This window comes from Micromonospora sp. NPDC005172, from assembly GCF_040608555.1.
In the GTDB taxonomy this organism is placed as follows: Bacteria; Actinomycetota; Actinomycetes; order Mycobacteriales; family Micromonosporaceae; genus Micromonospora.
The window spans coordinates 43,612-69,854 of the sequence record NZ_JBEXIL010000024.1; the positions used below are offsets into that span (position 1 = coordinate 43,612).

Here is a 26,243-nt window from a genome sequence, read left to right on the forward strand (position 1 = left end):
CGGGGTGAGGGCGGGGTGAGGGCGGGGACGAGGGCGGGGACGAGGGCGGGGTCGGGGGTAGGGGCGAGGGTGGGGGTGGGGTGGGGTGCGTTTCGGGGTGGTGAACGGCTGATGTCGGTCACTTGACCGGGCGTGTGAGGGCACTCACCCCGAAGACCGGAACACGCCGGCCAGCGCGGCCCCTACGATCGCGGGTAGGTGCGCTGAGCCGGCACCTGACGGCCACGGCACGGATCAGCACGGGGTGCAGTGCGGCGCCCCGCCACCCGCGCCGATCGCAAACACGACGTCTACGAGGACCGATGAATCCTGTCGTACTGATCGCCGAAGAACTCGCCCCCGCCGCCATCGAGGTGCTCGCTCACGACTTCGACGTCCGTCACGTCGATGGCACCGACCGTCCGGCCCTGCTCTCGGCGCTCTCCGAGGCCGACGCCGTCATCGTCCGCAGCGCGACACAGATCGATGCCGAGGCGGTCGCCGCCGCGCCGCGACTCAAGGTGGTCGCCCGTGCGGGCGTCGGACTCGACAACGTCGAGGTGCCGGCAGCCACCGCGCGGGGCGTGATGGTCGTCAACGCACCCACCTCGAACATCGTCTCCGCCGCTGAGCAGGCAGTCGCACTGCTGCTCGCCGTGGCCCGCAACACCGCCAGCGCCAGCGCGGCGCTCAAGGCGGGCGAGTGGAAGCGGTCCAAGTACACGGGTGTCGAGGTGCAGGGCAAGACCGTCGGTGTGGTCGGGCTGGGTCGCATCGGGGTGCTCTTCGCGCAGCGCATCGCGGCGTTCGGCACCCGGCTGATCGCGTACGACCCGTACATCCAGCCGGCCCGTGCCGCGCAGCTCGGCGTACGACTGGTCGGGCTCGAGGAGTTGCTGCGCGAGAGCGACTTCATCTCGATCCACCTGCCGAAGACCCCGGAGACGGTCGGCCTGATCGGCGAGAAGGAGTTGGCGCTCGTCAAGCCCGGCGTCCGCATCGTGAACGCCGCACGCGGCGGCCTGGTCGACGAGCAGGCGCTCGCCGACGCCATCGCCGAGGGGCGGGTCGCCGGCGCCGGCGTCGACGTGTACTCCAAGGAGCCCTGCACCTCCTCGCCGCTGTTCGCCTTCGACAACGTGGTGGCCACCCCGCACCTGGGCGCCTCGACGCACGAGGCGCAGGACAAGGCCGGTCTGGCGGTGGCCAAGAGCGTGAAGCTGGCGCTGCAGGGCGAGTTCGTTCCGGACGCGGTGAACGTCCAGGCCGGCGGCGTGGTCGCCGAGGACGTCCGCCCGCTGCTGCCGCTCGTCGAGAAGCTGGGTCGCGCCTTCACCGCCGTCGCCGGCGGGGTCGCGGCCAGCGTCACCGTCGAGGTTCGCGGCGAGGTCGTCAGCCACGACGTGTCGGTGCTCAAGCTGGCCGCGACGAAGGGCCTCTTCAGCTCGGTCGTCGAGGATCAGGTCACCTACGTCAACGCACCGCACCTGGCCGCCGAGCGTGGCGTGGAGGTCACCCTGGACAGCCAGGCCGAGACCGCCGAGCAGCCCACCCTGGTCACGGTGCGCGGCGCTCTGCCGGACGGTCGGGCGGTCAGCGTCTCCGGGACGGTCAACCACACCGGCACCCGTGACGTTCCGCGGCTGACCGAAGTGGACGGTTTCGACGTGGAGATCGCCGCCGAGGGCATCCTGCTGTTCCTGCGCTACGCCGACCGGCCGGGTGTCGTCGGTACCGTCGGCACCCTGCTGGGCGAGTCGGGTATCAACATCGCCGCGATGCAGGTGGCCCGGCGCGAGGCGGGCGGCGAGACGCTGATGACCCTCACCGTCGACCAGGCGCTCGGCGCCGACCTGCTGACCTCGGCGGCCGACTCGATCGGCGCGACCGCTGCCAGCGCGGCGGACCTGCGCGACGAGTAGTCCGTCGGCCGGCGGCGCGACAGGCACGCACGGCAGCACCACGGGGGGCCCGGCGACAGCGCCGGGCCCCTTCGTCGTACGCCGGGAGGTGTTCCGCCCGGGGAGTGGTCAGTGCGTCAGTCGGGCCGGGGGCGGGTAGACCGAGCCGTCCTGGGGGTCGAAGAGCATCAACCCGTGCTCCCCGGCCAGCCGCTCGATGTCCAGCAGTACCTGGTCCGCGCAGGTCGGGTGCAGGTTCAGCTCGACGTGATCGTGGGCGGCGTGCAGCGGCGCGACAGCCCAGGGGCTGTCCGGGCCGGGGTGACGGTCCGGATAGGACGCGGTGATCGCCCGGTAGAAGCCGACGACGCGCGGGTCCGGGTATCGGTCCACGTGCCGCCCCTGCCGGCAACCGTCGACCGCTGCCCGCACGTCCTCGGGCGTCGCCCCGTCCTCCAGGGCCCACACACTCAGATCGAAACTCACGGCGGACAGCGTGCCATCCGTCGTTCACCATGTCGAAACTGCCTCGCCGCAGGCCAATCGATGAGCCGTCGCTTTCCGTCCGAAGGGGTCCGCTGTGGAGACTCTTGCGTCGAGTTGCGTCGATTCGCTAGCGTACGACTGCGGTTACTGGCCGCCAGGCCGTGGCGCCGGCCCGTCTTCGGGTGGCGTGGCCGACGTCCGGCCCGACCGGTCCGCACCCCTCGATTGTGCGAGCCACGCGCACTCGTCGCTGACCGGCCCCCACAGCCGTTGCCGAGGCCGTGGGGGCCGATCGCAATCCGGGTCGCGAGGCAGTCGGCGGGCCTCAGGTGCGACGACGCGTCCGGCCGTCCCGCTATGATCGGCCGCCGTGACTAGCGCTCGGTTCTCGGACGACGAGACCCGTCAGGTCGCTCGGCGGGCTGCTGGACTGCGGCGACCCGCGACGCCTCGACGAACGGTGTGGCCGACGAGGCTCCTCGCGGCCCTGGTGGCGGTACTCGTGCTGGCTGGCTGTTCGACTGAGCCGAGTGGCCCGCCGGGCTCGTCGGCGTCCACGGGGACCGCCGGCCCGCGGTCGACGAGTGGGTTGGGGCCGGCCGGTGGCCGGCAAACCGGCACGTCGGGTGCCGACGAGGCGCAACGCCGACGCTTCGCGGCGGCGGCAACCCTTCTGAAGAGCCGACCGGGGGTTCTCGGAATCCTGGTACGGGACCGGCGTACCGGCGAGCTCTGGCGGGCGGGAACCACCGACCACCCGATCTGGACGGCCTCCACCATCAAGCTCGCGATGACTGTCGGGCTGTTGGAACGGGCCCGGGCGGGCGAGATCACGCTCGACGCCACCGCGCGTCGACAGATCGCCGACATGTTGAACTTCTCCTCCGACGACGCCGCCACCGCGCTGTGGAATCGCTACGGCCGCGACCAACAGCTCAAACGCTTCCAGCAGCGCTATGGGATGACCGGGCTGAGCACCGTCTCCGGGTTCTCGCGCTTCTGGGGCCACCTCAAGTGCACGGCAGATGATCTACAGCGGTTGATGTCGTACGTGCTGGACAAACTCGATCCGACCGACCGCGCCTATCTCGTCGGTGCGATGCGCTCGGTCGGCTCGATCCAGCGTTGGGGTGTCTGGGCGGCCGGCAGCGACATGCACCCCGGCACGAAGGACGGCTGGTCGATCGAGCCGGATCCGGGCGGCGAGCACTGGGTGACCAACACGGTGGGCTTCGCCGGTGACGACCAGCGTTACGTGGTCGCCGTGATGTACCAACTGCCACCCGGCAAGGGGATCGACGTGGGGGTGCACACGGTGAGCGACCTGATCGCCACCGTCTTCGGGGCCCGGACTCCGGCGCGGGTCACCGTGCCGGACCCCAGCACGGGACGCTAGGGCGCGCTCAGCGGCGGTGGGCGAAGATCGCGCGATACTCGGAGCCACCCCGGAACCAGGCCAGGCCGGTGGGGCCGGCGGCATAGAGAGCGGTGGCGTACGCGTCGGCGACAGTGAGGTCCGGGCCGACGACGGTCGCGGCGACGAGGTGGTCGGCCGCCTCGCCGGTGTGCGGGTCGACCACGTGTCCCTGCCGTCCGGACACTCCGGAGGTGCCGACGGCTCCTGCGGTCATCTCCAGCACCAGTGGCGCGCGGTCCGGTGCCGTCGGGTGGTGTATCGCGACCCGCCACGGCCCTCCGTGCGGCGCATGGCCGCGGACCACCAGGTCGGCGCCGGCGAGCACGGCGTAGTCGTGGATGCCCGCGGCGCGCAGCCGGGCGGCGGCACGCTCCACGGCCCAGCCGCCCAGGAGACCGCCCGGGTCGAAGCCGCCGGGCACCGCCCAGGCGTCGAACCAGCCGTCGGTGGCGGCGCGCATCGCCACACAGCGGTCCACCAGGTCGGCCAGCGGGGGGTACGACTCGGGGCTGATCTCGCCCCGACGCAGCTTGGAGACGAGGCTCTCCGGGCGGTTCGGGCCGTAGGTCAGGTCGACGGCGCGCAGTTCGGCGACGCTGTCCCGCAGCGCCTCGCCGACGCCCCGACGGCCGAGCTGCTCGGGGGCGTTGAGCAGCAGCGTGTACTCGGCGGTGGCGGTGCGTACGGTGTGCTGCACGGCGATGCGTCCCTGGGTGGCGCCGGCCGGGTCGATCCGGTTTCGGCGGCTGCCGAGGCGGAGGTCCGGCCTGCGGTGCCGGAACGTCGACAGCTCCGGCCAGCGGGTCCGCGGCTGCTCGTCGATGCGCATGGCGCCTGCCCCCTCGCGGTTCACGTCGCGTCGTCGCGACCACCGTTCGCGGGCCCCCTGCCCGCTGACCCCCACCGTAGGCAGCGGACATGATCGCTACATGAGTCCCAGCTGAGAGGGTGCTGTGCATCCGCCCGTCCCGCATCTTGGAAGCATCGTACCGGGGGGCGGGACGGCGACGTACCGTTGCCGGACAGGGCAGTCCGAGCGTGGGGAGAGTGGGCGTGACGCGGATCGCGGTGGTGGCCGGGGACGGCATCGGGCCCGAGGTGGTCGCGCAGGCTCGCAAGGTTCTCGACGCGGTGCTCCCCGGTGTGCAGGCCACCGAGTACGACCTCGGCGCCGCCCGCTGGCACCGTACCGGAGAGGTCCTGCCCGACTCGGTGCTGACCGAGCTGGCCGGGCACGACGCGATCCTGCTGGGCGCGGTGGGTGACCCCACGGTGCCGCCCGGTGTCCTGGAGCGCGGTCTGCTGCTCAAGCTCCGGTTCGCCTTCGACCAGTACGTCAACCTGCGTCCGTCGCGGTTGTGGCCCGGCGTCGCCGGTCCGCTGAGCAGCGTGAAGCCCGGCGAGGTCGACCTGGTGGTGGTCCGCGAGGGCACCGAGGGGCTGTACGCCGGCGCCGGCGGGACGTTGCACCGCGACACGCCTGCCGAGGTCGCCACCGAGGAGAGCCTGAACACGCGGCACGGCGTGGAGCGGGTGATCCGCGACGCGTTCGCGCGGGCCGGTCGCCGGGAGCGGCGCAAGGTCACCCTGGTGCACAAGACCAACGTGCTGACCCACGCCGGGTCGCTGTGGTCGCGCGCATTCGCGGCGGTCGCCGCCGAGCACCCGGACGTCGCGACGGAGTACCAGCACGTCGACGCGGCCGCGATGTTCCTGGTGACCCAGCCGCAGCGCTACGACGTGGTGGTCACCGACAACCTCTTCGGCGACATCCTCACCGATATCGCCGCCGCCGTCACCGGCGGTATCGGGCTGGCGGCCAGTGGCTGCATCAACCCCGAGGGCGCGTACCCCTCGATGTTCGAGCCGGTGCACGGCTCCGCGCCGGACATCGCCGGGCAGGGAGTCGCGGACCCGGTGGCCGCGGTGCTCTCCGTGGCGCTGCTGCTGGAGCAGCTCGGGCACGCCGAGGCGGCGGCCCGGGTCGACGCGGCGGTCGCCGCCGAGCTTGCCGCCCGTACCCCGGGTGCGACGCTGCGTACGGCCGAGGTCGGCGACCGGCTCGCCGCCCACGTCGTAGCCTGACCGCCCCGGGCCGGCTCCCGGCCGGGGCGGAATCCGCCTGTCCGGGCAGTCCACCCGGTCCCGAGCGGCGCTACCTTCTGAACGACCGTTCGGGGTAAGTTTCTGGCACAGCCAATTCGGTGTGCGGTCCCGCATGCCGTTGTCCCGCAGGGAGGTCAGCGCGATGAGCGGTGGTGACAAGATCGACTTCGAGATCCGTCCGAATCCCACGCCGGTATCCGCCGCCGACCGGGCCGCCCTGCTGGCCAACCCCGGGTTCGGCCGCGTCTTCACCGACCACATGGTCACGATTCGCTACGCGGAGGGCAAGGGCTGGTACGACGCGCGGGTGGAGGCGCGGGGGCCGATCCCGATGGACCCCGCCAGCGCGGTGCTGCACTACGCGCAGGAGATCTTCGAGGGGTTGAAGGCGTACCGGACGGCCGACGGTGGCGTGACGATGTTCCGGCCGGACGCGAACGCCGCGCGGTTCGTCGACTCGGCGCGGCGGATGGCGATGCCGGAGTTGCCGCCCGAGGTGTTCGTCGACTCGCTGCACAAGCTCATCGAGATCGACCGGGAGTGGATTCCCACCGACGAGGACGGCAGCCTCTACCTGCGGCCGTTCATGTTCGCCAGCGAGGTGTTCCTCGGCGTCCGCCCGGCCAACGAATACCTGTACATGGTGATCGCCTCACCGGCCGGGTCGTACTTCACCGGCGGGGTCAAGCCGGTCACGGTGTGGGTCTCGCCGGACTACACGCGGGCCGCTCCCGGCGGCACCGGCGCGGCAAAGTGCGGCGGCAACTACGCCACGTCGCTGGCGGCCCAGGCGGAGGCCATCGAGGCGGGCTGTGACCAGGTCGTCTTCCTCGACGCCGTGGAGCGCCGCTTCGTCGACGAGCTGGGCGGCATGAACGTCTTCTTCGTCTACGACGACGACACGGTGGTCACCCCGCCGCTGACCGGCACGATCCTGCCCGGCATCACCCGGAACGCGATCATGACGCTGGCCGACAAGGCCGGGCACCGGGTCGAGGAGCGACCGGTCTCGTTCGCCGACTGGCAGGCCGACTCGGCCAGCGGGCGGCTCCGCGAGGTCTTCGCCTGCGGCACCGCCGCGGTGATCACCCCGATCGGCGGGGTGCGCTTCCCCGACGGTGAGTTCCTGATCGGTGGCGGCGAGCCCGGCCGGGTCACCATGTCGCTGCGCCAGCAGTTGGTGGACATCCAGCGCGGCAAGGCCGCCGACCCGCACGGCTGGGTGCGTCAGGTCCTCTGACGTCCGTCGGCTGACCGGCCCGTACGACGGGCCGGTCAGCCGTTGCCTAACCCTCGTCCAGCAGGTGGTCGCGCAGGGCCGCCAGCTGCTCGTCGGTCACTCCGGCATGACGCAGGTACGCCTCGATCGAGCCGTGCCCCTCGCGCAGCTCGTCCAGGAACATCTGCATGGCCTCGGCGGGTGACGCCAGGAACGGCGCCGGCACCTCCGCGGCGTCCGGCATGGTGGCGGCCAGCCAGGCGCTGAACCGGGCCGACGCCTCGGTGCTCAGCGCGTAGTCGGCGGTGATGTCGGCGTCGTCCACACCCAGGACGGCGAGGGTCAGGGCGCAGACGATGCCGGTGCGGTCCTTGCCGGCCACGCAGTGCACCACCACCGGGGCGTTCACCGCGTCGGCGATCAGCCCGACCGCCTCGCCCAGGCCCACGGTGCCGGTCTGGGCCAGGGCGGCGTAGCGGTCGGCGAGGTAGCGCGCCAGGTCGGTGCCCTTCTCGTGCGGGGTCAGCGACCAGTCCTCGTGCTCCGGGTGGATGTGCCGGTAGGTCAGCCCCTGGTAGGCCGGCACTCGACCGTCGCGCTCCACCTCGGTGGGGCGGCGCAGGTCGATGACGGTGCGGATGCCGATCGCGGCGAACGCGTCGCGGTCCTGCTCGTCGAGCCGGTGCAGGGAGTCGGAGCGGTAGAGGCGACCATGGCGTACGGTGCGGCCGTCGTGGCCGAGGTAGCCGCCGACGTCGCGGAAGTTGAAGGTCGCCGGCAGTGTGCGGTGTCGTGCGTCATCGATGGCGTCCACCCGCACACGGTAACGGCCGGTGGGCTCGTACCCCACCGGCCGTGCAGCCCTATCGGTCAACGGGCGGTGCCCGGGGGGAGCGCGCCGTACGTCTCGTCGTAGTAGCCGCCCAGCTTGTCGCGGTACGCCGGGTCGCTGTGGCTGGTCTCGTCGTACTCCGGGGCGGCCTTGATCTGGTCACGGGTCCGGTCGACGGAGACGGTGCGCTGGTCGTGGTCGACCTGGTTGACCGTGCCGGCCGGCAGCATCACCTTCTTGCCGAAGATCCACGGCCCGGTGTCCACCACCAGGTAGCTGCCGCCGACCTCGTGGCTGGCGCTGTCGATCTTGCCGACTCCGCCGTCGGTGGCCTCGACCTTGTAACCGACCAGGTCGGCGTCGGCCACGGCGGCGACGTCGCGGTAGCGCCAGGGGTCGAATACGCCGGCGGGTGCGCCGCCGGCAATGGCGCCCTGGTCGCCGCCGCGCAGCGGGTCCGGCCCGGCGTGGGCGGAGTGCGGGTCGATCCTGTCCATGCCGTTCACTCCTGACTGTCGCCGATCGTCTCGGCCTGGCGTGCCTGGGTCACCGCAGGAGCTACCCGGCGGCGGGGTGCCGGAAACGGCAACCGGCCGGCGCGCCGGGGTGGCGTGCCCGGGCGGCCGGGCGTCAGCCCAGAGCTGCCTCGGCGTCCAGCGTGACCGCCGCCGCGTGCACGACGGCGGATATCCGCAGCGCCTCGTGTACCTGTTCGCGGGTGACGCCACGGCGACGCAGCGCTTTCTCCTGGGTCTGGAGGCAGACCTCGCAGCCGCTGATCGCCGAGACGCCGAGGCACCACAGCTTGAAGTCGCTCTTGTCCACGCCCGGACGGGCGATGATCTGCATGCGGAGCCGGGCCGGCATCGAGGCGTACGCGGCGTCGCCGACGAGGTGGGTCGCCCGGTAGTAGATGTTGGTCATCGCCATGACGGCCGCCGCGCCCTTGGCCGCCTCGACGCCGTCCGGGCCGAGGTGGTCGAGCGCCTCGGCGGCGATCTCGCGCAGTACCAGCGGATTACGGGCGGCCACCGCACAGGCCAGGGCCGTGCCCCACGTCTGCGCCCGGGTCAGCGTCGAGTCGCTGATGGTGGCGTCGAGGTTGCGGGCGATGTCCTCGGCGTACGCGGGCAGGGCCGCCCGGATGGTGTCCAGTCCCACGGGTCAGCCCTCGACCTCGGCGGGCGGGGCGTCGGCGTCGAGCGACACGGTGAGCACGGGTCCTCCTTGCGGGCGGGGTGGTCCTCCGGCGGTCAGGCGTCGCGACACCGCTCGTACCGTCCCGCGATGTGGATAGTTTCTCCCAAGAACCGGGGTGAGTGGCAGAGTAACGATTGTGACCAGCACCGCCCTGATTATTGCGACCTAGCGCGCCGGCTCTCCCCTCTGCCGAGCGCGCAGACCTCCCGCATCCCGCGGGAGGTCTTTTTGTTGCTCCGAGAAAGGATCCTGATGACGTTCCAGGTCTTCGACACGACATTGCGCGACGGCGCCCAGCGCGAGGGGCTCACCTACTCGGTGGTCGACAAGCTGGCGGTTGCCCGGCTGCTCGACGAGTTCGGCGTCGGCTTCATCGAGGGGGGCTGGCCGGGCGCGGTGCCCAAGGACACCGAGTTCTTCCGTCGCGCCCGCACCGAACTGACGCTGCGTCACGCCGTGCTCGTGGCGTTCGGCGCCACCCGCAAGGTCGGTGTCGCGGTCACCGACGACCCCCAGGTGCGCGGCCTGCTGGACGCGCAGACCCCGGCCGTCGCGCTGGTCGCCAAGGCCGACATCCGCCACGTCGAACGCGCGTTGCGCACCACCGGCGCGGAGAACCTGGCGATGATCCACGACACCGTCAGCCACCTGGTCTCCGAGGGCCGCCGGGTCTTCGTCGACGGCGAGCACTTCTTCGACGGCTACCGCCACGATCCGGCGTACGGCGCCGCAGTGGTGCAGACCGCGCTCGCCGCGGGCGCCGAGCGGATGGTCCTCTGCGACACCAACGGCGGCATGCTGCCGTCCCAGGTGACCGCCGCGATCCACGACCTGACCGAGCGCCTCGGCGTCGACCCCGCGCTGTTCGGCATGCACGCGCAGAACGACACCGCGTGCGCCGTGGCCAACACGATCGCCGCCGTCGAGGCCGGTGTCCGGCACGTGCAGGGCACCGCCAACGGGTACGGCGAACGCCCCGGCAACGCCGACATCTTCGCCGTCGTCGCCAACCTTCAACTCAAGCTCGGCATGCCGGTCCTACCGGAGGGCTGCCTCGAGCAGATGGTGCGGGTCTCGCACGCCATCGCCGAGATCGCCAACATCGCCCCCGACACCCACCAGGCGTACGCCGGGGCCGCCGCCTTCGCCCACAAGGCAGGGCTGCACGCGAGCGCGATCAAGGTCGACCCGTTGCTCTACAACCACGTGGACCCGTCGGTGGTGGGCAACGACATGCGGATCCTGGTGACCGAGATGGCCGGCCGGGCCAGCGTCGAGCTCAAGAGCCGCGAGCTCGGCCTGGACCTGGCCGACCGTCCGGAGGCGCTGACCCGGGTCACCAAGCGGGTCAAGGAGTTGGAGGCCGGTGGCTGGTCCTTCGAGGCCGCCGACGCCTCGTTCGAGCTGCTCGTCCGCTCCGAACTCCCCGAGGGCGGTCCGGCGCGGCCGTTCACCCTGGAGTCGTACCGGGTGCTGGTCGAGCACCGCGAGGATGGTTCCGTGGTCTCCGAGGCGACCGTGAAGATCCGGGTACGCGGTGAGCGGATCATCGCCACGGCCGAGGGCAACGGCCCGGTCAACGCGCTGGACGAGGCGCTGCGGGTGGGGCTGGCCCGGCACTATCCGCAGCTGCGCGAGTTCGAGCTGGCCGACTACAAGGTGCGCATCCTGGAGGGCAGCCACGGCACCGGCGCGGTGACGCGGGTGTTGCTGGAGACCGCCAACGGCGCCGGCCGGGACTGGACCACGGTGGGCGTGCACCCCAACGTGGTCGAGGCGAGCTGGCACGCTCTGGTGGACGCCCTGACCTACGGCCTGGCCCCCGCCACGGTCTGATCCCCACCCACCCCCGCGATCTTGCACTTTGTGTCGACGTCACGCGGCCTTTGTCCCTGATGCGGCGACACAAAGTGCAAGATCGCGGGGTCAGGGGGTGGGGAGCCTCAGGGTGGTCAGGACGGGGCGGTGGTCGGTTTTGGGGAGAGACAGCACCCTGACCTCGTTGACGGCTATGCGGCGGTCGACAAGCACGTGGTCGATCGTGACCGGGGGTATGAGGTCGCCGTCGTACGGGCCCCACGTGCCGGTCAGTCCCTTCCCGGTCGCGTCCGCGGCGTCGACGTAACCGGTGCGCAGCAGCGCCCGCAGCGTCCCGTGGTCCAGGGTGGAGTTGAAATCGCCGGCGAGGATCCGCAGGCCACCGTTCGGGGTGGCCGGCGGTTGGGCGGCCAGGTCGGTACGCCACGCGTCGACCTGGTCCAGTGCGGATGGCGCCGCGGGGTGGGCCGACTCGACGCGGACCGGTGGACCGCCGGGGACGGCGAGGGTGCCGTACGACTGGCTGAATCGCCAGCCGCCACGGTTGTTCCGGACACCGACGTCGCTGATCGGCCAGCGCGAGTAGAGCCCGGAGCCGGGCGCGCCGTCGTGCGCGTTGAGCTGCCGGTGGGGTAGCAGTCGGTCGAGCCCGAGCCGGTCCAGCGCGGCCTGCGCGTCCGGGGTGAACTCCTGCACGGTGAGCACGTCGACCCGGTGCCGGCGGACCAGATCCACGAGCGTCGCCGCGTCGGCGGAGCCGGCCAGCAGGTTCGCGGTGAGCAGCCGGATCGTCGGCCCCGTCACCGTCGGCTGCGGCGCGGCCAGCGCCCGGGGAGCGACCACGCCGAGCAGCGCCACCGCGACCAGGGCCGCGACCGCCGCCGGCCACCGACGCCGCAGCGCGACGCTGAGCCCGAGGGCCAGCACGCTCCAGCCGGCGACGTACGGGGTGAACGCGAGCGCCTGCACCAGTGGCCCCCGGTCCAGCCCGGTGAGGCGTACGGCGGCCCAGACGGCTGTGGGCCCGACGGCCACCCAGCAGAGCAGTGTGCCGATCGGCGTCCGGCGGCGGGTCGGCGTGGACGGGCCGTCGGTGACGATCATGTCGGTCAGCCTAACGGTCCCGGTCCCGAGCAATTATGCGAATGGTGTCGCGTTCACCTTTCACAATTATCTGACGGTTGGATGACAGGCCGATAATGCGAGATCAACTATTGACTCGCGGCTTTTTGCGGTGCTACGTTCCATCTGGTTGAAACGACGCAACTCTGAGTAGTAACAGCAGCTCAGAGCAGGTGTAAATCACCGAGGAATCAACCGTAAGAGCCATTGTTGGCAGTTATCCGTCCCGCCCCGCGGGTCGGCCGAATTCGCACGGTCACACAAGGGGGACCTGTCATGAGTACATCCTTCCGACGTAAGGCGGCGGCGATCACGTTCGCTGTCGCGGCGCTCACCCTCGCTGGTGGGGGTATCGCCGTCGCCCAGCCGTCGGCGAAGGCGCCGCAGGCGTCCGTCCAACCGGCGGCGGCGCGCAGCACGGACAGCCAGCCGCCCGTCACGGCCGAGTCGGCCCGCACGGCGAAGGCCGCGCTGAAGTCGGGCAACGCCACCACCCTGGCGGCCACCACCGTCTTCACCGTCGTCAACTCCAACGGCACCAAGGCCCGGGGCACGGGCACCGTGCTCAAGTACGGCCCCGGCCAGTACGAGGTGCAGTTCGGCTACACCGTCTCGGCCGGCGCCTTCCTGGCGACGATCTCGCGGTCCGACGCCTGCTGCATCCCGCCGGCCGGCGAGGTCTCGGTCGCCCCGCGGCTCAGCACCCCGAACGCGGTGTTCGTCCAGACCCGCAACTCGGCCGGTACGCCGACCGACCTGGGCTTCACGCTGCTCACCCACACACCCTGACCGAACCGACCGGCCGGCCCCCGCGCATCCTGTGCGGGGGCCGGATCGTGCGTTGTTCTCGACCCGTCCGGCTCCCCAGGCGATCGGGATGCCCCGCACGCTGCCTCGGTGACCGACCCGCGTCGTGCCGTCGGGGCCGGCCCGGGGCGATTTCGCCCTCCGCGACCCGGCTCGCGTCGCTCGTCACTCTTTCGCGCGGACCGTGCCCGTTGCGGGTGCTCCGGGCCGGTCCGGGCCGCACAATCCGACGTTTGTCGGGGCCCCGGCCCGGGAAGCAAGCACCGTGACGGACATCTCGGACACCCTGGCCAGCATGCCCACCTCGGTCGATCCCGAGCCGACCGGCGTCGAGCTGGAACAGACCCTCTTCGAGGTCAAACGCGTGATCGTCGGGCAGGATCGGCTCGTCGAGCGCCTGCTCACCGCACTGATCGCCAACGGGCACTGCCTCCTGGAGGGCGTGCCCGGGGTGGCCAAGACCCTGGCGGCGCAGACCCTCGCCACCGTTGTCGGCGGCACCTTCTCCCGGATCCAGTTCACACCGGACCTGGTCCCCTCCGACATCGTGGGCACCCGGATCTACCGCGCGTCGAAGGAGACCTTCGACATCGAGCTGGGCCCGATCATGGCCAACCTGGTGCTGGCCGACGAGATCAACCGGGCACCGGCCAAGGTCCAGTCGGCGTTGCTGGAGGCGATGGCGGAACGGCAGGTCTCCATCGGCGGGCGCAGCTGGCCGGTACCCGCGCCGTTCCTGGTGCTGGCCACCCAGAACCCGATCGAGTCCGAGGGGGTCTACCAACTCCCCGAGGCGCAGCGCGACCGATTCCTCATGAAGGTGGTCGTCGACTACCCCAGCGACGCCGACGAGCTGGCGATCCTCTACCGCATGAGCAGCGACCGGCCCCGCGCGCGGCAGGTGCTCGATCCGCAACGGCTGCAGGACTTGCAGGCCTCCGCCGAGCGGATCTTCGTCCACCACGCCCTGGCCGAGTACGTGGTCCGGCTGATCCTCGCCACCCGCGACCCGGGCCGGTTCGGCCTGGCGGACATCGCGCCGCTGCTCGCGTACGGCGCCAGCCCGCGGGCCACGCTGGGCCTGGTCGCCGCCGCCCGGGCGCAGGCGCTGCTGCGCGGACGGGAGTACGTGCTGCCCGAGGACGTCCGGGAGTTGGCGGTGGACGTGCTGTCCCACCGGTTGGTGCTGTCCTTCGACGCCGTGGCCGACGGAGTCTCGGCGGAGAGCATCGTCCGGCGGCTCGTGGAGGCGGTGCCTCCGCCCCGACTGGCCGCCGGGCACCCGCAGCAAACGCCCGATCTGGCGGCGGCATGAGACGCGCCAGCCGTACGACGGCGGGCCCGTCGCCCGACCCGGGCCTGGCCGAGCTGACTCCCGATCAGCGGCTGCGCCGACTCGAACTGACCGTCACCCGGCGACTCGACGGTCTGCTGCATGGCCAGTATCGCGGCCTGCTGCCCGGGCCGGGCAGCGAACCCGCCGGCAGCAAGGAGTACCGGCCGGGGGAGGACGAGGTCCGCCGGATGGACTGGGCGGTGACGGCCCGGACCGCTGTGCCGCACGTCCGCCAGGTCGACGCCGACCGGGAACTGACGACCTGGCTGCTCGTGGATTCCAGCGCCAGCATGGAGTTCGGCACCGCGGAGCTGGACAAGCGGGAGTTGGCGGTGACCGCGGTGGCGGCGGTCGGTTTCCTGACCGCCGGCGTCGGCAATCGGTTGGGCGCCCAGGTGCTGGGTGCCGACGGGGTACGACGCTTTCCGGCCCGCAGCGGGCGTACCCATCTGCTTGGTCTGCTGCGGACGTTGCTGACGGCCCCGCGTGCGACCGCGCCCACCGGTCGGCCGGGGCGGCGGTCGACGGCGTCCCCACCGGCTCCGGAGCTGGCGGACGGGCTCGACGCCCTGCACCGGGTGGCCCACCAGCGCGGCCTCGTCGTGGTGGTCTCCGACTTCCTCGACGGTCTGCCGGACGACCCGAATGAGCCGCCGCCCTGGGAGCGGACGCTGCGCCGGCTGTCCGTACGTCACCAGGTGCTGGCGATCGAGGTGACCGACCCACGTGAGCTGGAGCTCCCCGACGTCGGTCTGATCACGCTCGTCGACCCGGAGACCGGCCGTCGCCGCGAGGTGTGCACATCGGACCGCCGACTGCGGGAGCGCTACGCCGCGGCTGCCGCCGCCCAGCGTGACCAGGTCCGGCAGTCGTTGCGCCGGAGCGCGGCGGCACACCTGGCGCTGCGTACCGACCGCGATGCCAGCGCGGACATCGTCCGTCACGTGCACGCCCAACGGCGGATGGCCGCCGCGCCGGCCGGGGCCGCCCGGGGAGGTGCCGCGTGAGCTGGGAGTCTCCACTGCGGCTGTGGCTGCTGGTCGCCGTGCTCGCGTTGGTCGTCGCGTACCTGGTGATGCAGCGGGGACGTGCGCGGTACGCCGTCCGCTTCACCAACCTGCGGCTGCTCGACCGGGTGGCGCCCGAACGTCCGGCCTGGCGACGGCACGTACCCGCCGGGCTGTTCCTGGCCATGCTGGCGTTGCTGGTGGTCGGCTTCGCCCGGCCCTCCGCCGAGGTCCGGGTCCCCCGCGAGCGTGCCACCGTGATGGTGGCCGTCGACGTGTCCACGTCGATGCTCGCCACCGATGTCGAGCCGGACCGGCTCGCGGCGGCGAAGCAGGCGGCCCGACGGTTCGTCGACGGCCTGCCCGACGAGTTCAACGTGGGGCTCGTCGCGTTCGCCGGCAGCGCCGCCGTCCTGGTGCCGCCCGGCACCGACCGGGACGCCCTGGACGAGGGCATCGGCCGCCTCGCCGAGGGGGTGACCGGTGTGCAGGGCACCGCCATCGGCGAGGCCATCAACACCTCACTCGGCGCGGTCAAGAGCCTGGACAGCGAGGCCGCGAAGGAGACACCGCCGGCCCGGATCATCCTGCTCTCCGACGGGGCCAACACGTCGGGGATGGACCCGATGGAGGCGGCGGCGGAGGCGGTCGCGGCGAAGGTGCCGGTGCACGCGATCTCCTTCGGTACGCCGTCGGGGTTCGTGGACCGGGGCGGACGGCCGATCCAGGTGCCGGTCGACGGGCAGACGCTCAGGGCCGTCGCCGACGAGACCGGCGGGATGTTCCACGAGGCCAGCACCATCGACGAGCTGCGCGCCGTCTACGACGACATCGGCAGCTCGGTCGGCTACCGCACCGAACGCCAGGACGTCTCGGCGCGGTTCATCGGCCTCGGGCTGGTGTTCGCGATGGGCGCCGCCGCCGGCTCGATGCGCTGGTTCTCCCGACTGCCCTGACCCGCAGCAGACGTCGACCGTGAGGAGTACGCATGGCAGTGCAGACCGGACTGGGCGAACCGCGCGGTCCCTGGTTCATCTCACCGGACCTCGATCCGGACGGGCGAGGGTGGTGGGACGCTCCCGGCTCGGGGCGGGACCCCGGCGGGCGGCGCTCCGGCCGGCTGCTCGCCGCCCTGGCGGTCGTGGCGGTCTCGGCTGTCTCGGGCGCACTGGCCGGCGGGGTGGTGGCCAGCCGGGACGGCGGCGCCGGGCCGGCGGCGGCATCCGCCGCGCCGGTGCCGGCGGAGTTGGTCACCGCCGCCGAGCGGACCGTGCCCGGCGTGGTGTCGGTGCTCGCCGGCGGCGCGAACGGCGCGTCCGCGACGGGCTCGGGCTTCGCCATCGACGACCAGCAGCACCTCGTCACCAACGACCACATCCTGGCCAAGGGCGGTGGGGGACCGGTGACTGTGGAACTGCCCGACGGCCGGCGGTACGAAGCCGAGGTGGTCGGTCGGGAGGCACGCAGCGACCTGGCGGTGCTGAAGGTGCCACCGTCGGCCGGGCTCGCCCCGCTGCCGCTGGCCAAGCCGGGTGCCACCCGGGTCGGTGAGCCGGTGCTGGCGGTGGGTTCACCGCTGGGTCTGTCCGGGACGGTCACCGCGGGCATCGTCAGCGCTCTGGACCGCCAGGTGCGGCTGGGCAACAACCGGCACCGCGCGGTGCAGACCGACGCGTCCATCAACCCCGGCAACTCGGGCGGGCCGCTGGTCAACGCCCGGGGCGAGGTGGTCGGAGTGAACACGGCCATCGCCACCATCGACGGAAACGGCTCGATCGGTATCGGCTTCGCCATCCCGATCGAGCAGGTGCAGCGGACCGCCGACACGATCATCGGCAAGGGCGGCTGACCTGCCCGAACGGCCCAGCGGGCCGCCGCCAGTGTCGGATATCCGGCCCGATGCCATCGGACCATGGAAATATGACGCTCGGTATGGATACTGACTCGGGTGGAGCGTCCTCTTCTCACGGTCCTCCTGCTGGTGGGCCTGGTCATCGGATGGGCGGTGGGGTCGGCGTACGCCCGGGCACGGCGCGGGTGGACCGACTACCGGACCGCGAAGAACTCGGTGCCCGGCGCTCGCCGCGGCGCGTGGTTGCTGATCCGCGGGGTCGCCGTGAAGGCCGCGGTGGTCGGGTTGCTGCTGTTCGGCGCGGTGGCGTACGCCGCGGTCGGTTCGGACGACGAGACCGCCGGCCCGGCTCCCACCTCGTCCACGACGCAGAGTGAGCCTTCGCGCCGGTGACCCGGCACGACCGGCGGCGGGCTAGCCTCGGGGCGTGGACGACGGACTGCGGGTGACCGACCGGTGGGTCGTCCCCGCCGGGGAACTGCGGGAGCGTTTCTCCCGCTCGTCCGGCCCCGGTGGGCAGGGAGTGAACACGGCGGACTCCCGGGTCGAGCTGAGCTACGACCTGGCCAACTCCCCGGCCGTACCCGAGTCGCTGCGGGCGCGGGCGTTGGCGCGTCTCGCCAACCGCCTGGTCGACGGTGTGCTGACGATCGCGGCCAGCGAGCACCGGGCGCAGCTCGCCAACCGGGAGGCGGCACGCGAGCGGATGCTCGCGCTGCTGCGCGAGGCCGCCGCCCCGCCCCCGCCGCCGCGTCGCGCGACCAGGCCGTCCCGGGGTGCGAAGGAGCGCCGGTTGGCCGAGAAGAAGCGCCAGTCGCAGCGCAAGCGCGACCGCCGCGTCGACGGCGACTAGCGATGATGACCGCACCGTGTGGGCAACCTCTCCTGCCCTCGGGTGACAGAATCTGGAATCTGTTAGTCGAAGTGTGTATGGTCGACGTGTCACCCAGGAGAGGAAGAACGTCATGGACACCCGCACCCTCGGCAGCAACGGCCCCACCGTCTCCGCCCTCGGGCTCGGCCTGATGGGCATGTCGGACCTCTACGGCCCCGCCGACGAGGCCGAGAGCATCGCCACCATCCACGCGGCGTTGGACGCCGGCGTCACCCTGCTCGACACCGGCGACTTCTACGGCATGGGTCACAACGAGATGCTGCTGCGCGACGCCCTGCGCGGCCGCAACCGCGACAATGCCGTGATCAGCGTCAAGTTCGGCGCGCTGCGCGACGTCGACGGTGGTTGGAACGGCAACGACGTCCGACCCGTCGCGATCAAGAACTTCCTGGCGTACACGCTGCGCCGGCTCGGCACCGACCACGTCGACATCTACCGCCCGGCCCGGCTGGCACCGGACGTGGCGATCGAGGACGTGATGGGCACGCTGGCAGACCTGGTGAAAGCGGGCCACATCCGGCACATCGGCCTGTCCGAGGTGAACGCCGAGACGCTGCGGCGTGCGCACGCCGTGCACCCCGTCAGTGACCTCCAGATCGAGTACTCGCTAGTCTCCCGCGACATCGAGGCCGCGATCCTGCCGACGGCCCGCGAGCTGGGTGTCGGCATCACCGCGTACGGGGTGCTGTCCCGGGGCCTGATCAGCGGCCACTGGACGCCGCAGCGGCAGACCACCGCCGGAGACTTCCGCAGCCACCTGCCCCGGTTCGCCGGCGCGAACCTGGATCGCAACCTCGTCCTGGTGGACGCGCTGCGCGCCGTCGCCGAGGCGCGTGGGGTCACCGTGGCGCAGATCGCCATCGCCTGGGTGCTGTCCCGGGGCGAGGACATCGTGCCGTTGATCGGCGCCCGCCGTCGGGAGCGGCTGACCGAGGCGCTCGGCGCCGCGACGGTCACGCTGACCGACGCCGACCTGGCCGCGATCGAGGCTGCCGTACCGTCCAGCGCGGTCGCCGGCACCCGGTACGACGAGGCGCAGATGGCGTTCCTGGACAGCGAGCGGGCATGACGGCCCGGTCGTGGCGCGACCGCGGGCCGGGGGTCGCGCCACGACCGCCGGCGTCGTCAGGGAGGCTGGGACGATGAGCGACGCCACCGCCCTGACGGCCGACCGCATCCTCGACACCGCCGAGGAGGTGCTGCGTCGGTACGGCCCGGCGAAGGCCACCGTGCTCGACGTGGCCCGCGCGCTGAGCGTCAGCCACGGCAGCGTCTACCGCCACTTCGCCAGCAAGGCCGCGCTGCGCGAGGCGGTGGCCGAACGCTGGCTGGCGCGGGTGTCGACCCCGCTGATCGACGTCGCCACCGGCACCGGTCCCGCACCCGAGCGGCTGCGCCGATGGCTGGCCGAGCTGAGCGGCACCAAGCGGCGGATGGCCCGGGAGGACCCGGAGCTGTTCGACAACTTCCACCAGCTCGCCACGCTCTCCGAGGGAGCGGTCGCCACCCACCTGGAGGTCCTCGCCGGTCAGCTCAGCCTGATCGTGGCGGACGGCGTGGCCGCCGGCGAGTTCAGCGTGCCCGACCCGGCGGTGGCCGGCCGCGCGCTGCTCCAGGCCACCGCACGCTTCCACCACCCGTCGCACCGGACGGAATGGAACGAGCCGGGCCTCGACGACGATCTGGCCGCGGTGGTCGCGCTGCTCCTCGACGGCCTACGGTCCCGCCCGCGCTGACAAGGCGGCTAGGGGACCGCCGCGAGCAGACGGTCGCGGAGCACGGCCGCGCGATCGGCGAACCCGCGCTGCGCCGTGACGTACTCGGCCCGACCCTCCGGCGTCTCCACCCGCACCGGCGGACAGCCGAGCGCCGCCAGGTCGTACGGGCTGGCGCGCATGTCCAGCGTGCGGATGTCGCGGGCCAGCTCGAAACAGTCCGCCAGCAGCTCGGACGGCACCAGCGGCGACAGCTTGTACGCCCACTTGTAGAGGTCCATGTTGGCGTGCAGGCAGCCCGGCTGCTCGTTCGCGTGCTGCGTCTCGCGGGTCGGGTTGAGCAGGTTCAGCGGCCGGGCGGACGGGGTGAAGAAGCGGTACGCGTCGAAGTGGCTGCACCGCACGCCGCGCTCCTCGACGACCTCGGCGGTCCGCTCCGGGGCCAGCCGCAGCGGCCAGGCGTTGTGGCGCAGCTCCTCGCGGGTCTGCCGGTACACCATCGCCCACTCGTGCATCCCGAAGCAGCCGAAGTGCGGCGCTCGGCCCGCCGTGGCCCCCAGCAGCGAACGGATCCACGCGATCGACTCGCCGCGTCTGACGCGTACTCCCTCGGTGTGGAGCGTGACCCCGACGGACGTGGCGCGGTAGTCCCGACCGAATTCGGTCGGATCCGCGTCGCGCAGCCCGACCCCCGCGCCGGGGTGCCAGCGGCGGAGCTGCGCCGGCCGGTGCGAGTAGTAGGTGAACAGGAAGTCTTCCACCGGATGCCGCTCACCACGACGTCGGCGGGCCAGGTGCGGCGTCAGCCAGGCGTCCACCCGCTCCTCGTGGGCCCGGCGGCGGGCCTGCCAGGTCGCCACGTCGAGCACGGCGGGGGCGAGGGCGGCGGTCACGGACCCCAGGGTACGACCGCCGCCCGCTCGCCGGTCAGGGCATCTGCACCCGGACGCCGGCGGAGAACACCCCGCTGCGCAGCTCCAGCTGCCGGGGCGGGTCCTGCCCGTCCACGGTGAAGACCAGCGGGAGCACCACCCGACTGCCCGCGGCCACCGGGTTGGCGAAGACGTCCCGGCCCAGGTTGGCCGCCCGGGTGGCCGGCTCGTCCGTGCTCACCCACCGGTTGCCGGGCAGGTAGGCCCGTTGCAACTGGCCGTGCCAGGGCTGCTGGGCTCCGGTGAGGTTGCGCACACCCACGGTCGCCTGACAGCTGCGCGCACCCGGCGGCGGCGCGCTGGCCCCCGGTGCGGTGGCCGCGCTCCCCGCCGCGCCGCACGTCATCCGGTAGACGGTGAACTCGAACGCGGACTCCCGCAGCGGCATGCCCATCGGGCCGGCAACCCCGGTACCCCGCCACGCGCCGCTGGTCGGCTGCTTCTGGGTGTCGATCGACGAGACCTGTCGGGTCGCCGTCCAGCCGGCCGTGCCGACCACACCCGCCAGGACCACCGCCGCCGCGCCGACCAGCAGCCAGACCGGCGGCGTACGCCGACGTCGGCTCGGGCTCGGCGTCGCCGGGCGCGGGTAGATCGTTCCGTGGCCACCGTCCGTTGCCCCGTCGGCGAGGGCGGCGGCGGTCACCCGTCGTCCTCCTCGTCCGCGTCGTCGACGCCACACCCAGACCACGACGGCGCTGATCAGCAGCAGAATCCCCAGGCCGGCCAGCAGCACCGGGTACCGCCGCCACGGCGGCGCCTCGGTGACCTCGGCCGCCGGAGCGGCGCCCGCCGCCCGCCAGGTGGCGGTGGCGCAGTCGTACGGCCGGGTGCCGTCACTGGTGAACGCGCAGGCCGGCGCGGTCAGCGGCTGGCCCGGCGCGGTCGCGGTCAGGGCCGTGCCCAGCGTGGTGCTGCTGTGGGCGGGCAACCGCAACCGCCACGTCACCTCGGCCCTGGACCCGCCGGAGCGACTGGACTGGCCGCCCGCGCTGATCGCGGTCGCCGACGAGCCGGACGGCAGCTCCTGACGCACTGTGGTGTCGACGGGCGAGTTGCCCACGTTGCGGACGTGGATCCGGTAGCGCGGTGCCGGACTGCTCTCCGGCGCGACCGCCACCGTGACCGGAGGCGGGGGCGCCGGGGCGGGTGCCCGTGAGGGTGGTGCCACCGCCGGTGGCGCCGAGGGCGGGGTCGGTTCCGCGCTGGTCGCCCGCGCGGCCACCGCCACCGCCATCGCCGGTCCGACCGCCGTCGGCCCGGTCGTGGGTGGCGGCGCGGCTCTGGGCGGTGGCGCGGCCGGTGGCGTCGTGACGGCCGCTGGTCGTGGCGCGGCCGCCGCCTCCGGGGCCGCCGCGGGCAGGGCCGGCACGGCGGCGAGGATGCCGAGGCAGTGTACGAACACTGCCAGGGCTCTGTGGTGTCGTGTCGATGCAGGCATACGAACGAACCTCCGGAGCCGACGCTAGGGCCGTCCGGCCTCCGTGCGGGTACGAAGCGCGGAATCCCGCCCCGGCCACCCGGAAGAGGGGTAGGGTGCCGCCGCCACTGACGGGTTGCGCACACCGGCCCGCCGTTGTGGCCGGTGGACGCCTCGGCGGGGCTAGATTGACCGGGTGCGTATCGCTCGTTTCGCTCATGCCAAGGGAATGTCGTTCGGTGCCGTCGAGGGCGAACCGGAGGCCGGGCCGCAGGGCCTGACCATCGCCGAGATCGAGGGTCACCCGTTCGGCCAGCTCTCCTTCAGTGGGGCCCGCTGGGCCCTCTCCGACGTACGGCTGCTCTCGCCGATCCTGCCCAGCAAGGTGGTCTGTGTGGGCCGCAACTACGCGGACCACGCCGCCGAACTCGGCAACGAGGTGCCCAAGGAGCCGTTGCTCTTCCTCAAGCCGTCCACCTCGGTGATCGGCCCCCGCGACGCCATCCGGCTGCCGATCTTCTCCAAGCAGGTCGAGCACGAGGCCGAGTTGGCCGTCGTGATCGGCGCACCGGGCGCCCGCCGGGCCGACCGGGCCGCCGCCGAACGCGCCATCTTCGGCTACACCTGCGCCAACGACGTGACCGCCCGGGACCTGCAACGCTCGGACGGGCAGTGGACCCGCGCCAAGGGCTTCGACTCGTTCTGCCCGATCGGCCCCTGGATCACCACCGGCCTGGACGTCTCCGACCTGGAGATCCGGTGTGAGGTGGGTCGCAACCCCGACGAGATGGAGGTACGTCAGCTCGGCCGGACGAAGGACATGGTCTTCGACGTTGTCGGCCTGGTGTCGTACATCTCGCACGTGATGACGCTGCTGCCCGGAGACGTGGTGCTCACCGGCACCCCGGCGGGGGTTAGCCCGCTCGTCGAGGGGGATACGGTCGCCGTGCGGATCGAGGGCATCGGCGAGCTCAGCAACCCGGTGGTCCCCGTCGCCTGATCGGTTCGATGCCCCTGTTTCCGCAGCTCACGGGCGGTTCGGGGGGATCGGATTTGGCCTGCTGGCACCGGGAGGGTAATGTTCACTCCCGGCGCCGCAAGGGGCCAATGGGGTATGGGGTAATTGGCAGCCCGACTGATTCTGGTTCAGTTAGTCTAGGTTCGAGTCCTGGTACCCCAGCGCAGCTGGGATTCGCGAGAATCCCGGGACGCTGGATTCTGACGGAGATCGGCTCCGTCCCTACGGGGGCGGAGAGCGGTCTCCGGTGGAGTGCAGCTCCTCCGCCCGACGAGGGTGGGGGAGCAAAAAGTTGTTCTGGCCCCGTCGTCTAGCGGCCCAGGACGCCGCCCTCTCAAGGCGGTAGCGCCGGTTCGAATCCGGTCGGGGCTACATCGTGCACAGCCCGTCTCACTGCGGTGAGGCGGGCTGTTTCGTGTCCGCCGCCTGCCGGTCGCGGCGTGGCCTGGCTTGTGGCGGCTTGGCTTGTTGCGGCCTGGCTTGTGGCGGCCTGGCTTGTGGCGGCCTGGCTTGATCGACTCGGCTTGCATGAGACCGTGGTGTCCTGAGGCGGTTGATAGGCCGAGTTCACGGAACCCGAGTCGATCTTGGCCACCCCACCCACGGCTGTTGCCCGTACCCGGTTCTCGCCTTCGCGCACGGTGCCGCTAGACTACAAGCCGCACCGCCCGCAAGGGTGGTGAACAGGAAAGTTCTGGCCCCGTCGTCTAGCGGCCCAGGACGCCGCCCTCTCAAGGCGGTAGCGCCGGTTCGAATCCGGTCGGGGCTACAACCAAAGGCTCACCTCGCCCCGCGAGGTGAGCCTTTCTCCATATCCCCACCCAGCCCCCGGGTCCGGCCCTCGCCCGGCCCGCCCCGTTGATCATGAAGCTATTGCCATCCGCGTCGGCGTGTCGGGACAACAACTTCATGATCAACGGGGAGCAGGCGGGCGGGCGGGCAGGGGCGGGCGGGCGAGCGGGCAGCTGGTGGGGGTGGTGGGGGTGGGGTTAGAGGCCGGAGAGGCGTTGGCCGGCTCTCACGACGGCCATGGCGTGGCGTTCGCCGGGGCGGCGGCCGAGGCGTTCGATGGGGCCGGAGATGCTGATCGAGGCGATCACGCGGCCGGTGCGGTCGCGGATCGGGGCGGAGACGCTCGCCACACCCGCCTCCCGCTCGGCGACGCTCTGTGCCCAGCCCCGGCGGCGCACCTCGGCCAGGGTGCGGCCGGTGAACTTGCTGCGGGGCAGCAGCGGCATCACCGCCTCCGGCGGCTCCCACGCGAGCAGGATCTGGGCCGCCGAGCCGGCGGTCATCGGCAGCACCGAGCCCACCGGGACGGTGTCCCGCAGGCCGCTGGCCCGCTCGGCGGCGGCCACGCAGATCCGCTCGTCGGCGCGGCGCAGATAGAGCTGGGCGCTCTCACCGGTGGCGTCGCGTAGCGCGGCGAGCAGAGGCTCGGCGGCGGTCAGCAGGACGTCCGGGGCGGCGTTGGCCAGTTCACCGAGCCGAGGCCCGGGGCGCCAACGGCCCTGTGTGTCCCGGACCAGCATCCGGTGGATCTCCAGGGCCTGCGCCAGCCGGTGCGCGGTGGCCCGGGGCAGCTTGGTGCGTTCAACGAGTTCGGCAAGGCTGGCGCCGTCGACACAGGCGGCCAGGATGACCACCGCCTTGTCGAGAACGCCGACACCGCTCATACTGTGTCCCACAAGCCGAAACTTACCTCCCAGAATTTAGGATGTCCAGATGGTGGGAGTCACTCCTGAGCCGAGGACCCTGGCCGAGAAGGTCTGGGACGCGCACGTCGTACGGTCCGCCGCTGGTGAGCCGGATCTGCTCTTCATCGACCTGCACCTGCTGCACGAGGTGACCAGCCCGCAGGCGTTCGACGGGCTCCGGCTCGCCGGGCGCCGGGTGCGTCGTACCGACCTGACCCTCGCGACCGAGGACCACAACACCCCGACCGGGTACGACGATCCGGCGTTCCGCCTCCGCCGCGGTGACCTGCTCACCATCGCGGACCCGACGTCGCGTACGCAGATCGAGACGCTGCGCCGCAACTGCGCCGAGTTCGGGGTACGGCTGCACCCGCTCGGAGACGACAACCAGGGCATCGTGCACGTCATCGGCCCGCAGCTGGGCGTCACCCAGCCGGGCATGACGATCGTCTGCGGCGACTCGCACACCGCCACCCACGGCGCGTTCGGCGCGCTCGCCTTCGGCATCGGCACCAGCGAGGTGGAGCACGTGCTGGCCACCCAGACGCTGCCGCAGAGCCGACCGAAGACGATGGCCGTGAACGTCACCGGCCAGCTCGCGCCGGGTGTCACCGCGAAGGACCTGGTGCTCGCGCTGATCGCCCAGGTGGGCACCGGCGGCGGCCGCGGGCACATCGTGGAGTACCGCGGCGAGGCGATCCGCAACCTCTCCATGGAGGGGCGGATGACGATCGCCAACATGTCCATCGAGTGGGGCGCCAAGGCCGGCATGATCGCGCCGGACGAGACGACCTTCGCGTACCTCAAGGGTCGGCCGAACGCGCCGCAGGGCGCCGACTGGGACGCGGCGCTGAACTGGTGGCGGACGCTGCCCACCGACGAGGGCGCCCGCTTCGACGCCGAGGTGACGCTGGACGCCAGCCGGATCACGCCGTTCGTCACCTGGGGCACCAACCCGGGGCAGGGCGCGCCGCTGAGTGCGCCGGTGCCCGACCCGGAGGAGTTCGTCACCGACGCGGAGCGCGCCGCCGCCCGCCGGGCCCTGGAGTACATGGATCTGCGCCCCGGCACGCCGCTGCGGGAGCTGCCCATCGACGTGGTCTTCGTGGGTTCCTGCACCAATGGCCGCCTGGAGGATCTGCGGGCCGCCGCCGACGTGCTGCGCGGTCACCGGGTCGCCGACGGGGTGCGGATGCTCGTGGTACCCGGCTCCGCCGCGGTGCGGGAGGCCGCCGAAGCCGAGGGGCTGGACAAGGTCTTCGCCGACGCGGGCGCCGAATGGCGGTTCGCCGGCTGCTCGATGTGCCTGGGCATGAACCCCGACACGCTCAAGCCGGGCGAGCGCTCCGCCTCCACCTCCAACCGCAACTTCGAGGGCCGGCAGGGCCGGGGCGGACGTACCCATCTGGTGTCCCCGCCGGTCGCCGCCGCCACCGCCGTGGTCGGCCGGCTGGCCGCCCCCGCCGACCTGTAGAAGGGACCGA

At 72.3% G+C, this 26,243-nt stretch carries 25 protein-coding genes and 3 tRNA genes; 19 read left to right on the forward strand and 9 right to left on the reverse strand.

Annotation, left to right across the window (positions count from 1 at the left end):
• Nucleotides 1-302 precede the first annotated feature (302 nt).
• Complete coding sequence (gene serA, locus ABZV06_RS18095) at nt 303-1,901, forward strand: phosphoglycerate dehydrogenase (RefSeq protein WP_355232957.1); 1,599 nt, start codon at nt 303-305, stop codon at nt 1,899-1,901.
• A 108-nt stretch (nt 1,902-2,009) separates the two neighbouring features.
• Here serA and ABZV06_RS18100 read toward each other — a convergent pair whose 3' ends face one another.
• The gene (locus ABZV06_RS18100; RefSeq protein ID WP_355232958.1) at nt 2,010-2,366 is read right to left on the reverse strand and encodes a hypothetical protein; all 357 of its coding nucleotides are present in this window, start codon (nt 2,364-2,366) and stop codon (nt 2,010-2,012) included.
• A gap of 370 nt (nt 2,367-2,736) precedes the next feature.
• On the opposite strand from ABZV06_RS18100, the gene ABZV06_RS18105 reads away from it, so the two are divergent.
• Complete coding sequence (locus tag ABZV06_RS18105; RefSeq protein WP_355232959.1) at nt 2,737-3,762, forward strand: hypothetical protein; 1,026 nt, start codon at nt 2,737-2,739, stop codon at nt 3,760-3,762.
• 7 nt (nt 3,763-3,769) lie between these two features.
• Here the strand turns inward: ABZV06_RS18105 and ABZV06_RS18110 are convergent, their stop codons facing one another.
• The gene (locus tag ABZV06_RS18110; protein WP_355622702.1) at nt 3,770-4,612 is read right to left on the reverse strand and encodes an FAD:protein FMN transferase; all 843 of its coding nucleotides are present in this window, start codon (nt 4,610-4,612) and stop codon (nt 3,770-3,772) included.
• A gap of 224 nt (nt 4,613-4,836) precedes the next feature.
• Here ABZV06_RS18110 and ABZV06_RS18115 point away from each other — a divergent pair, with 224 nt between their 5' ends.
• Together ABZV06_RS18115 and ABZV06_RS18120 are read left to right on the forward strand one after the other, a co-directional pair.
• Entirely contained in the window at nt 4,837-5,868 is a 1,032-nt protein-coding gene (locus tag ABZV06_RS18115; RefSeq protein WP_355232961.1) for a 3-isopropylmalate dehydrogenase, read from the forward strand.
• Nucleotides 5,869-6,031: 163 nt separating this feature from the next.
• A complete protein-coding gene (locus tag ABZV06_RS18120; protein WP_355232962.1) occupies nt 6,032-7,129 on the forward strand; it encodes a branched-chain amino acid aminotransferase in 1,098 nt (365 codons plus the stop codon).
• Nucleotides 7,130-7,175: 46 nt separating this feature from the next.
• Here the strand turns inward: ABZV06_RS18120 and ABZV06_RS18125 are convergent, their stop codons facing one another.
• From ABZV06_RS18125 to ABZV06_RS18135, 3 genes are all read right to left on the reverse strand, one after another.
• Nucleotides 7,176-7,922, reverse strand: a complete 747-nt coding sequence (locus tag ABZV06_RS18125; RefSeq protein ID WP_355622705.1) for a tyrosine-protein phosphatase — start codon at nt 7,920-7,922, stop codon at nt 7,176-7,178.
• A gap of 56 nt (nt 7,923-7,978) precedes the next feature.
• Entirely contained in the window at nt 7,979-8,437 is a 459-nt protein-coding gene (locus tag ABZV06_RS18130; RefSeq protein WP_355622708.1) for a PRC-barrel domain containing protein, read from the reverse strand.
• 133 nt (nt 8,438-8,570) lie between these two features.
• On the reverse strand, nt 8,571-9,101 hold the full coding sequence (locus ABZV06_RS18135) for a carboxymuconolactone decarboxylase family protein (RefSeq protein ID WP_355622711.1): 531 nt from the start codon (nt 9,099-9,101) through the stop codon (nt 8,571-8,573).
• A gap of 291 nt (nt 9,102-9,392) precedes the next feature.
• On the opposite strand from ABZV06_RS18135, the gene cimA reads away from it, so the two are divergent.
• Nucleotides 9,393-10,976 carry a citramalate synthase gene (gene cimA, locus ABZV06_RS18140; RefSeq protein ID WP_355622714.1) on the forward strand — a complete coding sequence of 528 codons (1,584 nt, stop codon included), beginning with the start codon at nt 9,393-9,395 and terminating at the stop codon, nt 10,974-10,976.
• A gap of 90 nt (nt 10,977-11,066) precedes the next feature.
• Here the strand turns inward: cimA and ABZV06_RS18145 are convergent, their stop codons facing one another.
• Nucleotides 11,067-12,062, reverse strand: coding sequence for an endonuclease/exonuclease/phosphatase family protein (locus ABZV06_RS18145; protein ID WP_355622717.1), 996 nt, complete (start codon nt 12,060-12,062; stop codon nt 11,067-11,069).
• Between the two features lie 294 nt (nt 12,063-12,356).
• Here ABZV06_RS18145 and ABZV06_RS18150 point away from each other — a divergent pair, with 294 nt between their 5' ends.
• The 9 genes from ABZV06_RS18150 (at nt 12,357) to ABZV06_RS18190 (ending at nt 19,713) form a co-directional block, all read left to right on the forward strand.
• Nucleotides 12,357-12,869 (forward strand): hypothetical protein, encoded by a 513-nt coding sequence (locus tag ABZV06_RS18150; protein ID WP_355232968.1) that lies wholly within the window; start codon nt 12,357-12,359, stop codon nt 12,867-12,869.
• Nucleotides 12,870-13,152: 283 nt separating this feature from the next.
• Nucleotides 13,153-14,202 (forward strand): MoxR family ATPase, encoded by a 1,050-nt coding sequence (locus ABZV06_RS18155; protein ID WP_355232969.1) that lies wholly within the window; start codon nt 13,153-13,155, stop codon nt 14,200-14,202.
• Complete coding sequence (locus tag ABZV06_RS18160) at nt 14,199-15,230, forward strand: DUF58 domain-containing protein (RefSeq protein ID WP_355622720.1); 1,032 nt, start codon at nt 14,199-14,201, stop codon at nt 15,228-15,230. The genes ABZV06_RS18155 and ABZV06_RS18160 overlap by 4 nt, the downstream gene beginning before the upstream one ends.
• Nucleotides 15,227-16,186 (forward strand): VWA domain-containing protein, encoded by a 960-nt coding sequence (locus ABZV06_RS18165; protein ID WP_355232971.1) that lies wholly within the window; start codon nt 15,227-15,229, stop codon nt 16,184-16,186. The genes ABZV06_RS18160 and ABZV06_RS18165 overlap by 4 nt, the downstream gene beginning before the upstream one ends.
• 32 nt (nt 16,187-16,218) lie before the next feature.
• On the forward strand, nt 16,219-17,079 hold the full coding sequence (locus ABZV06_RS18170) for a trypsin-like peptidase domain-containing protein (RefSeq protein WP_355232972.1): 861 nt from the start codon (nt 16,219-16,221) through the stop codon (nt 17,077-17,079).
• A gap of 99 nt (nt 17,080-17,178) precedes the next feature.
• Nucleotides 17,179-17,475, forward strand: a complete 297-nt coding sequence (locus ABZV06_RS18175) for a hypothetical protein (RefSeq protein ID WP_355232973.1) — start codon at nt 17,179-17,181, stop codon at nt 17,473-17,475.
• A gap of 34 nt (nt 17,476-17,509) precedes the next feature.
• Nucleotides 17,510-17,935: an alternative ribosome rescue aminoacyl-tRNA hydrolase ArfB gene (gene arfB / locus ABZV06_RS18180; protein ID WP_355232974.1), complete on the forward strand. Its 426-nt coding sequence runs from the start codon at nt 17,510-17,512 to the stop codon at nt 17,933-17,935.
• A 112-nt stretch (nt 17,936-18,047) separates the two neighbouring features.
• Nucleotides 18,048-19,046, forward strand: coding sequence for an aldo/keto reductase (locus ABZV06_RS18185; protein WP_355622723.1), 999 nt, complete (start codon nt 18,048-18,050; stop codon nt 19,044-19,046).
• A 73-nt stretch (nt 19,047-19,119) separates the two neighbouring features.
• The gene (locus tag ABZV06_RS18190; RefSeq protein WP_355622726.1) at nt 19,120-19,713 is read left to right on the forward strand and encodes a TetR family transcriptional regulator; all 594 of its coding nucleotides are present in this window, start codon (nt 19,120-19,122) and stop codon (nt 19,711-19,713) included.
• Nucleotides 19,714-19,721: 8 nt separating this feature from the next.
• Here the strand turns inward: ABZV06_RS18190 and ABZV06_RS18195 are convergent, their stop codons facing one another.
• Together ABZV06_RS18195 and ABZV06_RS18200 are read right to left on the reverse strand one after the other, a co-directional pair.
• Nucleotides 19,722-20,585: a 3-methyladenine DNA glycosylase gene (locus ABZV06_RS18195; protein ID WP_355622729.1), complete on the reverse strand. Its 864-nt coding sequence runs from the start codon at nt 20,583-20,585 to the stop codon at nt 19,722-19,724.
• A 34-nt stretch (nt 20,586-20,619) separates the two neighbouring features.
• Complete coding sequence (locus tag ABZV06_RS18200; protein ID WP_355622732.1) at nt 20,620-22,065, reverse strand: hypothetical protein; 1,446 nt, start codon at nt 22,063-22,065, stop codon at nt 20,620-20,622.
• A 175-nt stretch (nt 22,066-22,240) separates the two neighbouring features.
• Here ABZV06_RS18200 and ABZV06_RS18205 point away from each other — a divergent pair, with 175 nt between their 5' ends.
• The 4 genes from ABZV06_RS18205 to ABZV06_RS18220 all read left to right on the forward strand — a co-directional run bounded on the left by ABZV06_RS18205 (nt 22,241) and on the right by ABZV06_RS18220 (nt 23,831).
• Entirely contained in the window at nt 22,241-23,044 is an 804-nt protein-coding gene (locus ABZV06_RS18205) for a fumarylacetoacetate hydrolase family protein (protein ID WP_355232979.1), read from the forward strand.
• 108 nt (nt 23,045-23,152) lie between these two features.
• Nucleotides 23,153-23,224: transfer RNA gene (locus ABZV06_RS18210), tRNA-Gln, on the forward strand.
• 137 nt (nt 23,225-23,361) lie between these two features.
• Nucleotides 23,362-23,434, forward strand: a tRNA-Glu gene (locus tag ABZV06_RS18215).
• 324 nt (nt 23,435-23,758) lie between these two features.
• Nucleotides 23,759-23,831: transfer RNA gene (locus tag ABZV06_RS18220), tRNA-Glu, on the forward strand.
• A 220-nt stretch (nt 23,832-24,051) separates the two neighbouring features.
• Here ABZV06_RS18220 and ABZV06_RS18225 read toward each other — a convergent pair.
• On the reverse strand, nt 24,052-24,738 hold the full coding sequence (locus ABZV06_RS18225; protein ID WP_091671614.1) for an IclR family transcriptional regulator: 687 nt from the start codon (nt 24,736-24,738) through the stop codon (nt 24,052-24,054).
• 49 nt (nt 24,739-24,787) lie between these two features.
• Between ABZV06_RS18225 and leuC the strand changes: the two genes are divergently transcribed.
• Nucleotides 24,788-26,233, forward strand: coding sequence for a 3-isopropylmalate dehydratase large subunit (gene leuC, locus ABZV06_RS18230; protein ID WP_355232980.1), 1,446 nt, complete (start codon nt 24,788-24,790; stop codon nt 26,231-26,233).
• The last annotated feature ends 10 nt before the right edge of the window (nt 26,234-26,243 follow it).

Excerpts from the sequence above, each read along its gene's own strand:
- serA (WP_355232957.1), top strand. The coding sequence starts at position 303 with ATGAATCCTGTCGTACTGATCGCCGAAGAACTCGCCCCCGCCGCCATC.
- ABZV06_RS18110 (WP_355622702.1), bottom strand. The coding sequence starts at position 4,612 with ATGCGCATCGACGAGCAGCCGCGGACCCGCTGGCCGGAGCTGTCGACG.
- ABZV06_RS18120 (WP_355232962.1), top strand. The coding sequence starts at position 6,032 with ATGAGCGGTGGTGACAAGATCGACTTCGAGATCCGTCCGAATCCCACG.
- ABZV06_RS18130 (WP_355622708.1), bottom strand. The coding sequence starts at position 8,437 with ATGGACAGGATCGACCCGCACTCCGCCCACGCCGGGCCGGACCCGCTG.
- cimA (WP_355622714.1), top strand. The coding sequence starts at position 9,393 with ATGACGTTCCAGGTCTTCGACACGACATTGCGCGACGGCGCCCAGCGC.
- ABZV06_RS18145 (WP_355622717.1), bottom strand. The coding sequence starts at position 12,062 with ATGATCGTCACCGACGGCCCGTCCACGCCGACCCGCCGCCGGACGCCG.
- ABZV06_RS18150 (WP_355232968.1), top strand. The coding sequence starts at position 12,357 with ATGAGTACATCCTTCCGACGTAAGGCGGCGGCGATCACGTTCGCTGTC.
- ABZV06_RS18160 (WP_355622720.1), top strand. The coding sequence starts at position 14,199 with ATGAGACGCGCCAGCCGTACGACGGCGGGCCCGTCGCCCGACCCGGGC.
- ABZV06_RS18170 (WP_355232972.1), top strand. The coding sequence starts at position 16,219 with ATGGCAGTGCAGACCGGACTGGGCGAACCGCGCGGTCCCTGGTTCATC.
- ABZV06_RS18185 (WP_355622723.1), top strand. The coding sequence starts at position 18,048 with ATGGACACCCGCACCCTCGGCAGCAACGGCCCCACCGTCTCCGCCCTC.
- ABZV06_RS18190 (WP_355622726.1), top strand. The coding sequence starts at position 19,120 with ATGAGCGACGCCACCGCCCTGACGGCCGACCGCATCCTCGACACCGCC.
- ABZV06_RS18200 (WP_355622732.1), bottom strand. The coding sequence starts at position 22,065 with ATGCCTGCATCGACACGACACCACAGAGCCCTGGCAGTGTTCGTACAC.
- ABZV06_RS18225 (WP_091671614.1), bottom strand. The coding sequence starts at position 24,738 with ATGAGCGGTGTCGGCGTTCTCGACAAGGCGGTGGTCATCCTGGCCGCC.
- leuC (WP_355232980.1), top strand. The coding sequence starts at position 24,788 with ATGGTGGGAGTCACTCCTGAGCCGAGGACCCTGGCCGAGAAGGTCTGG.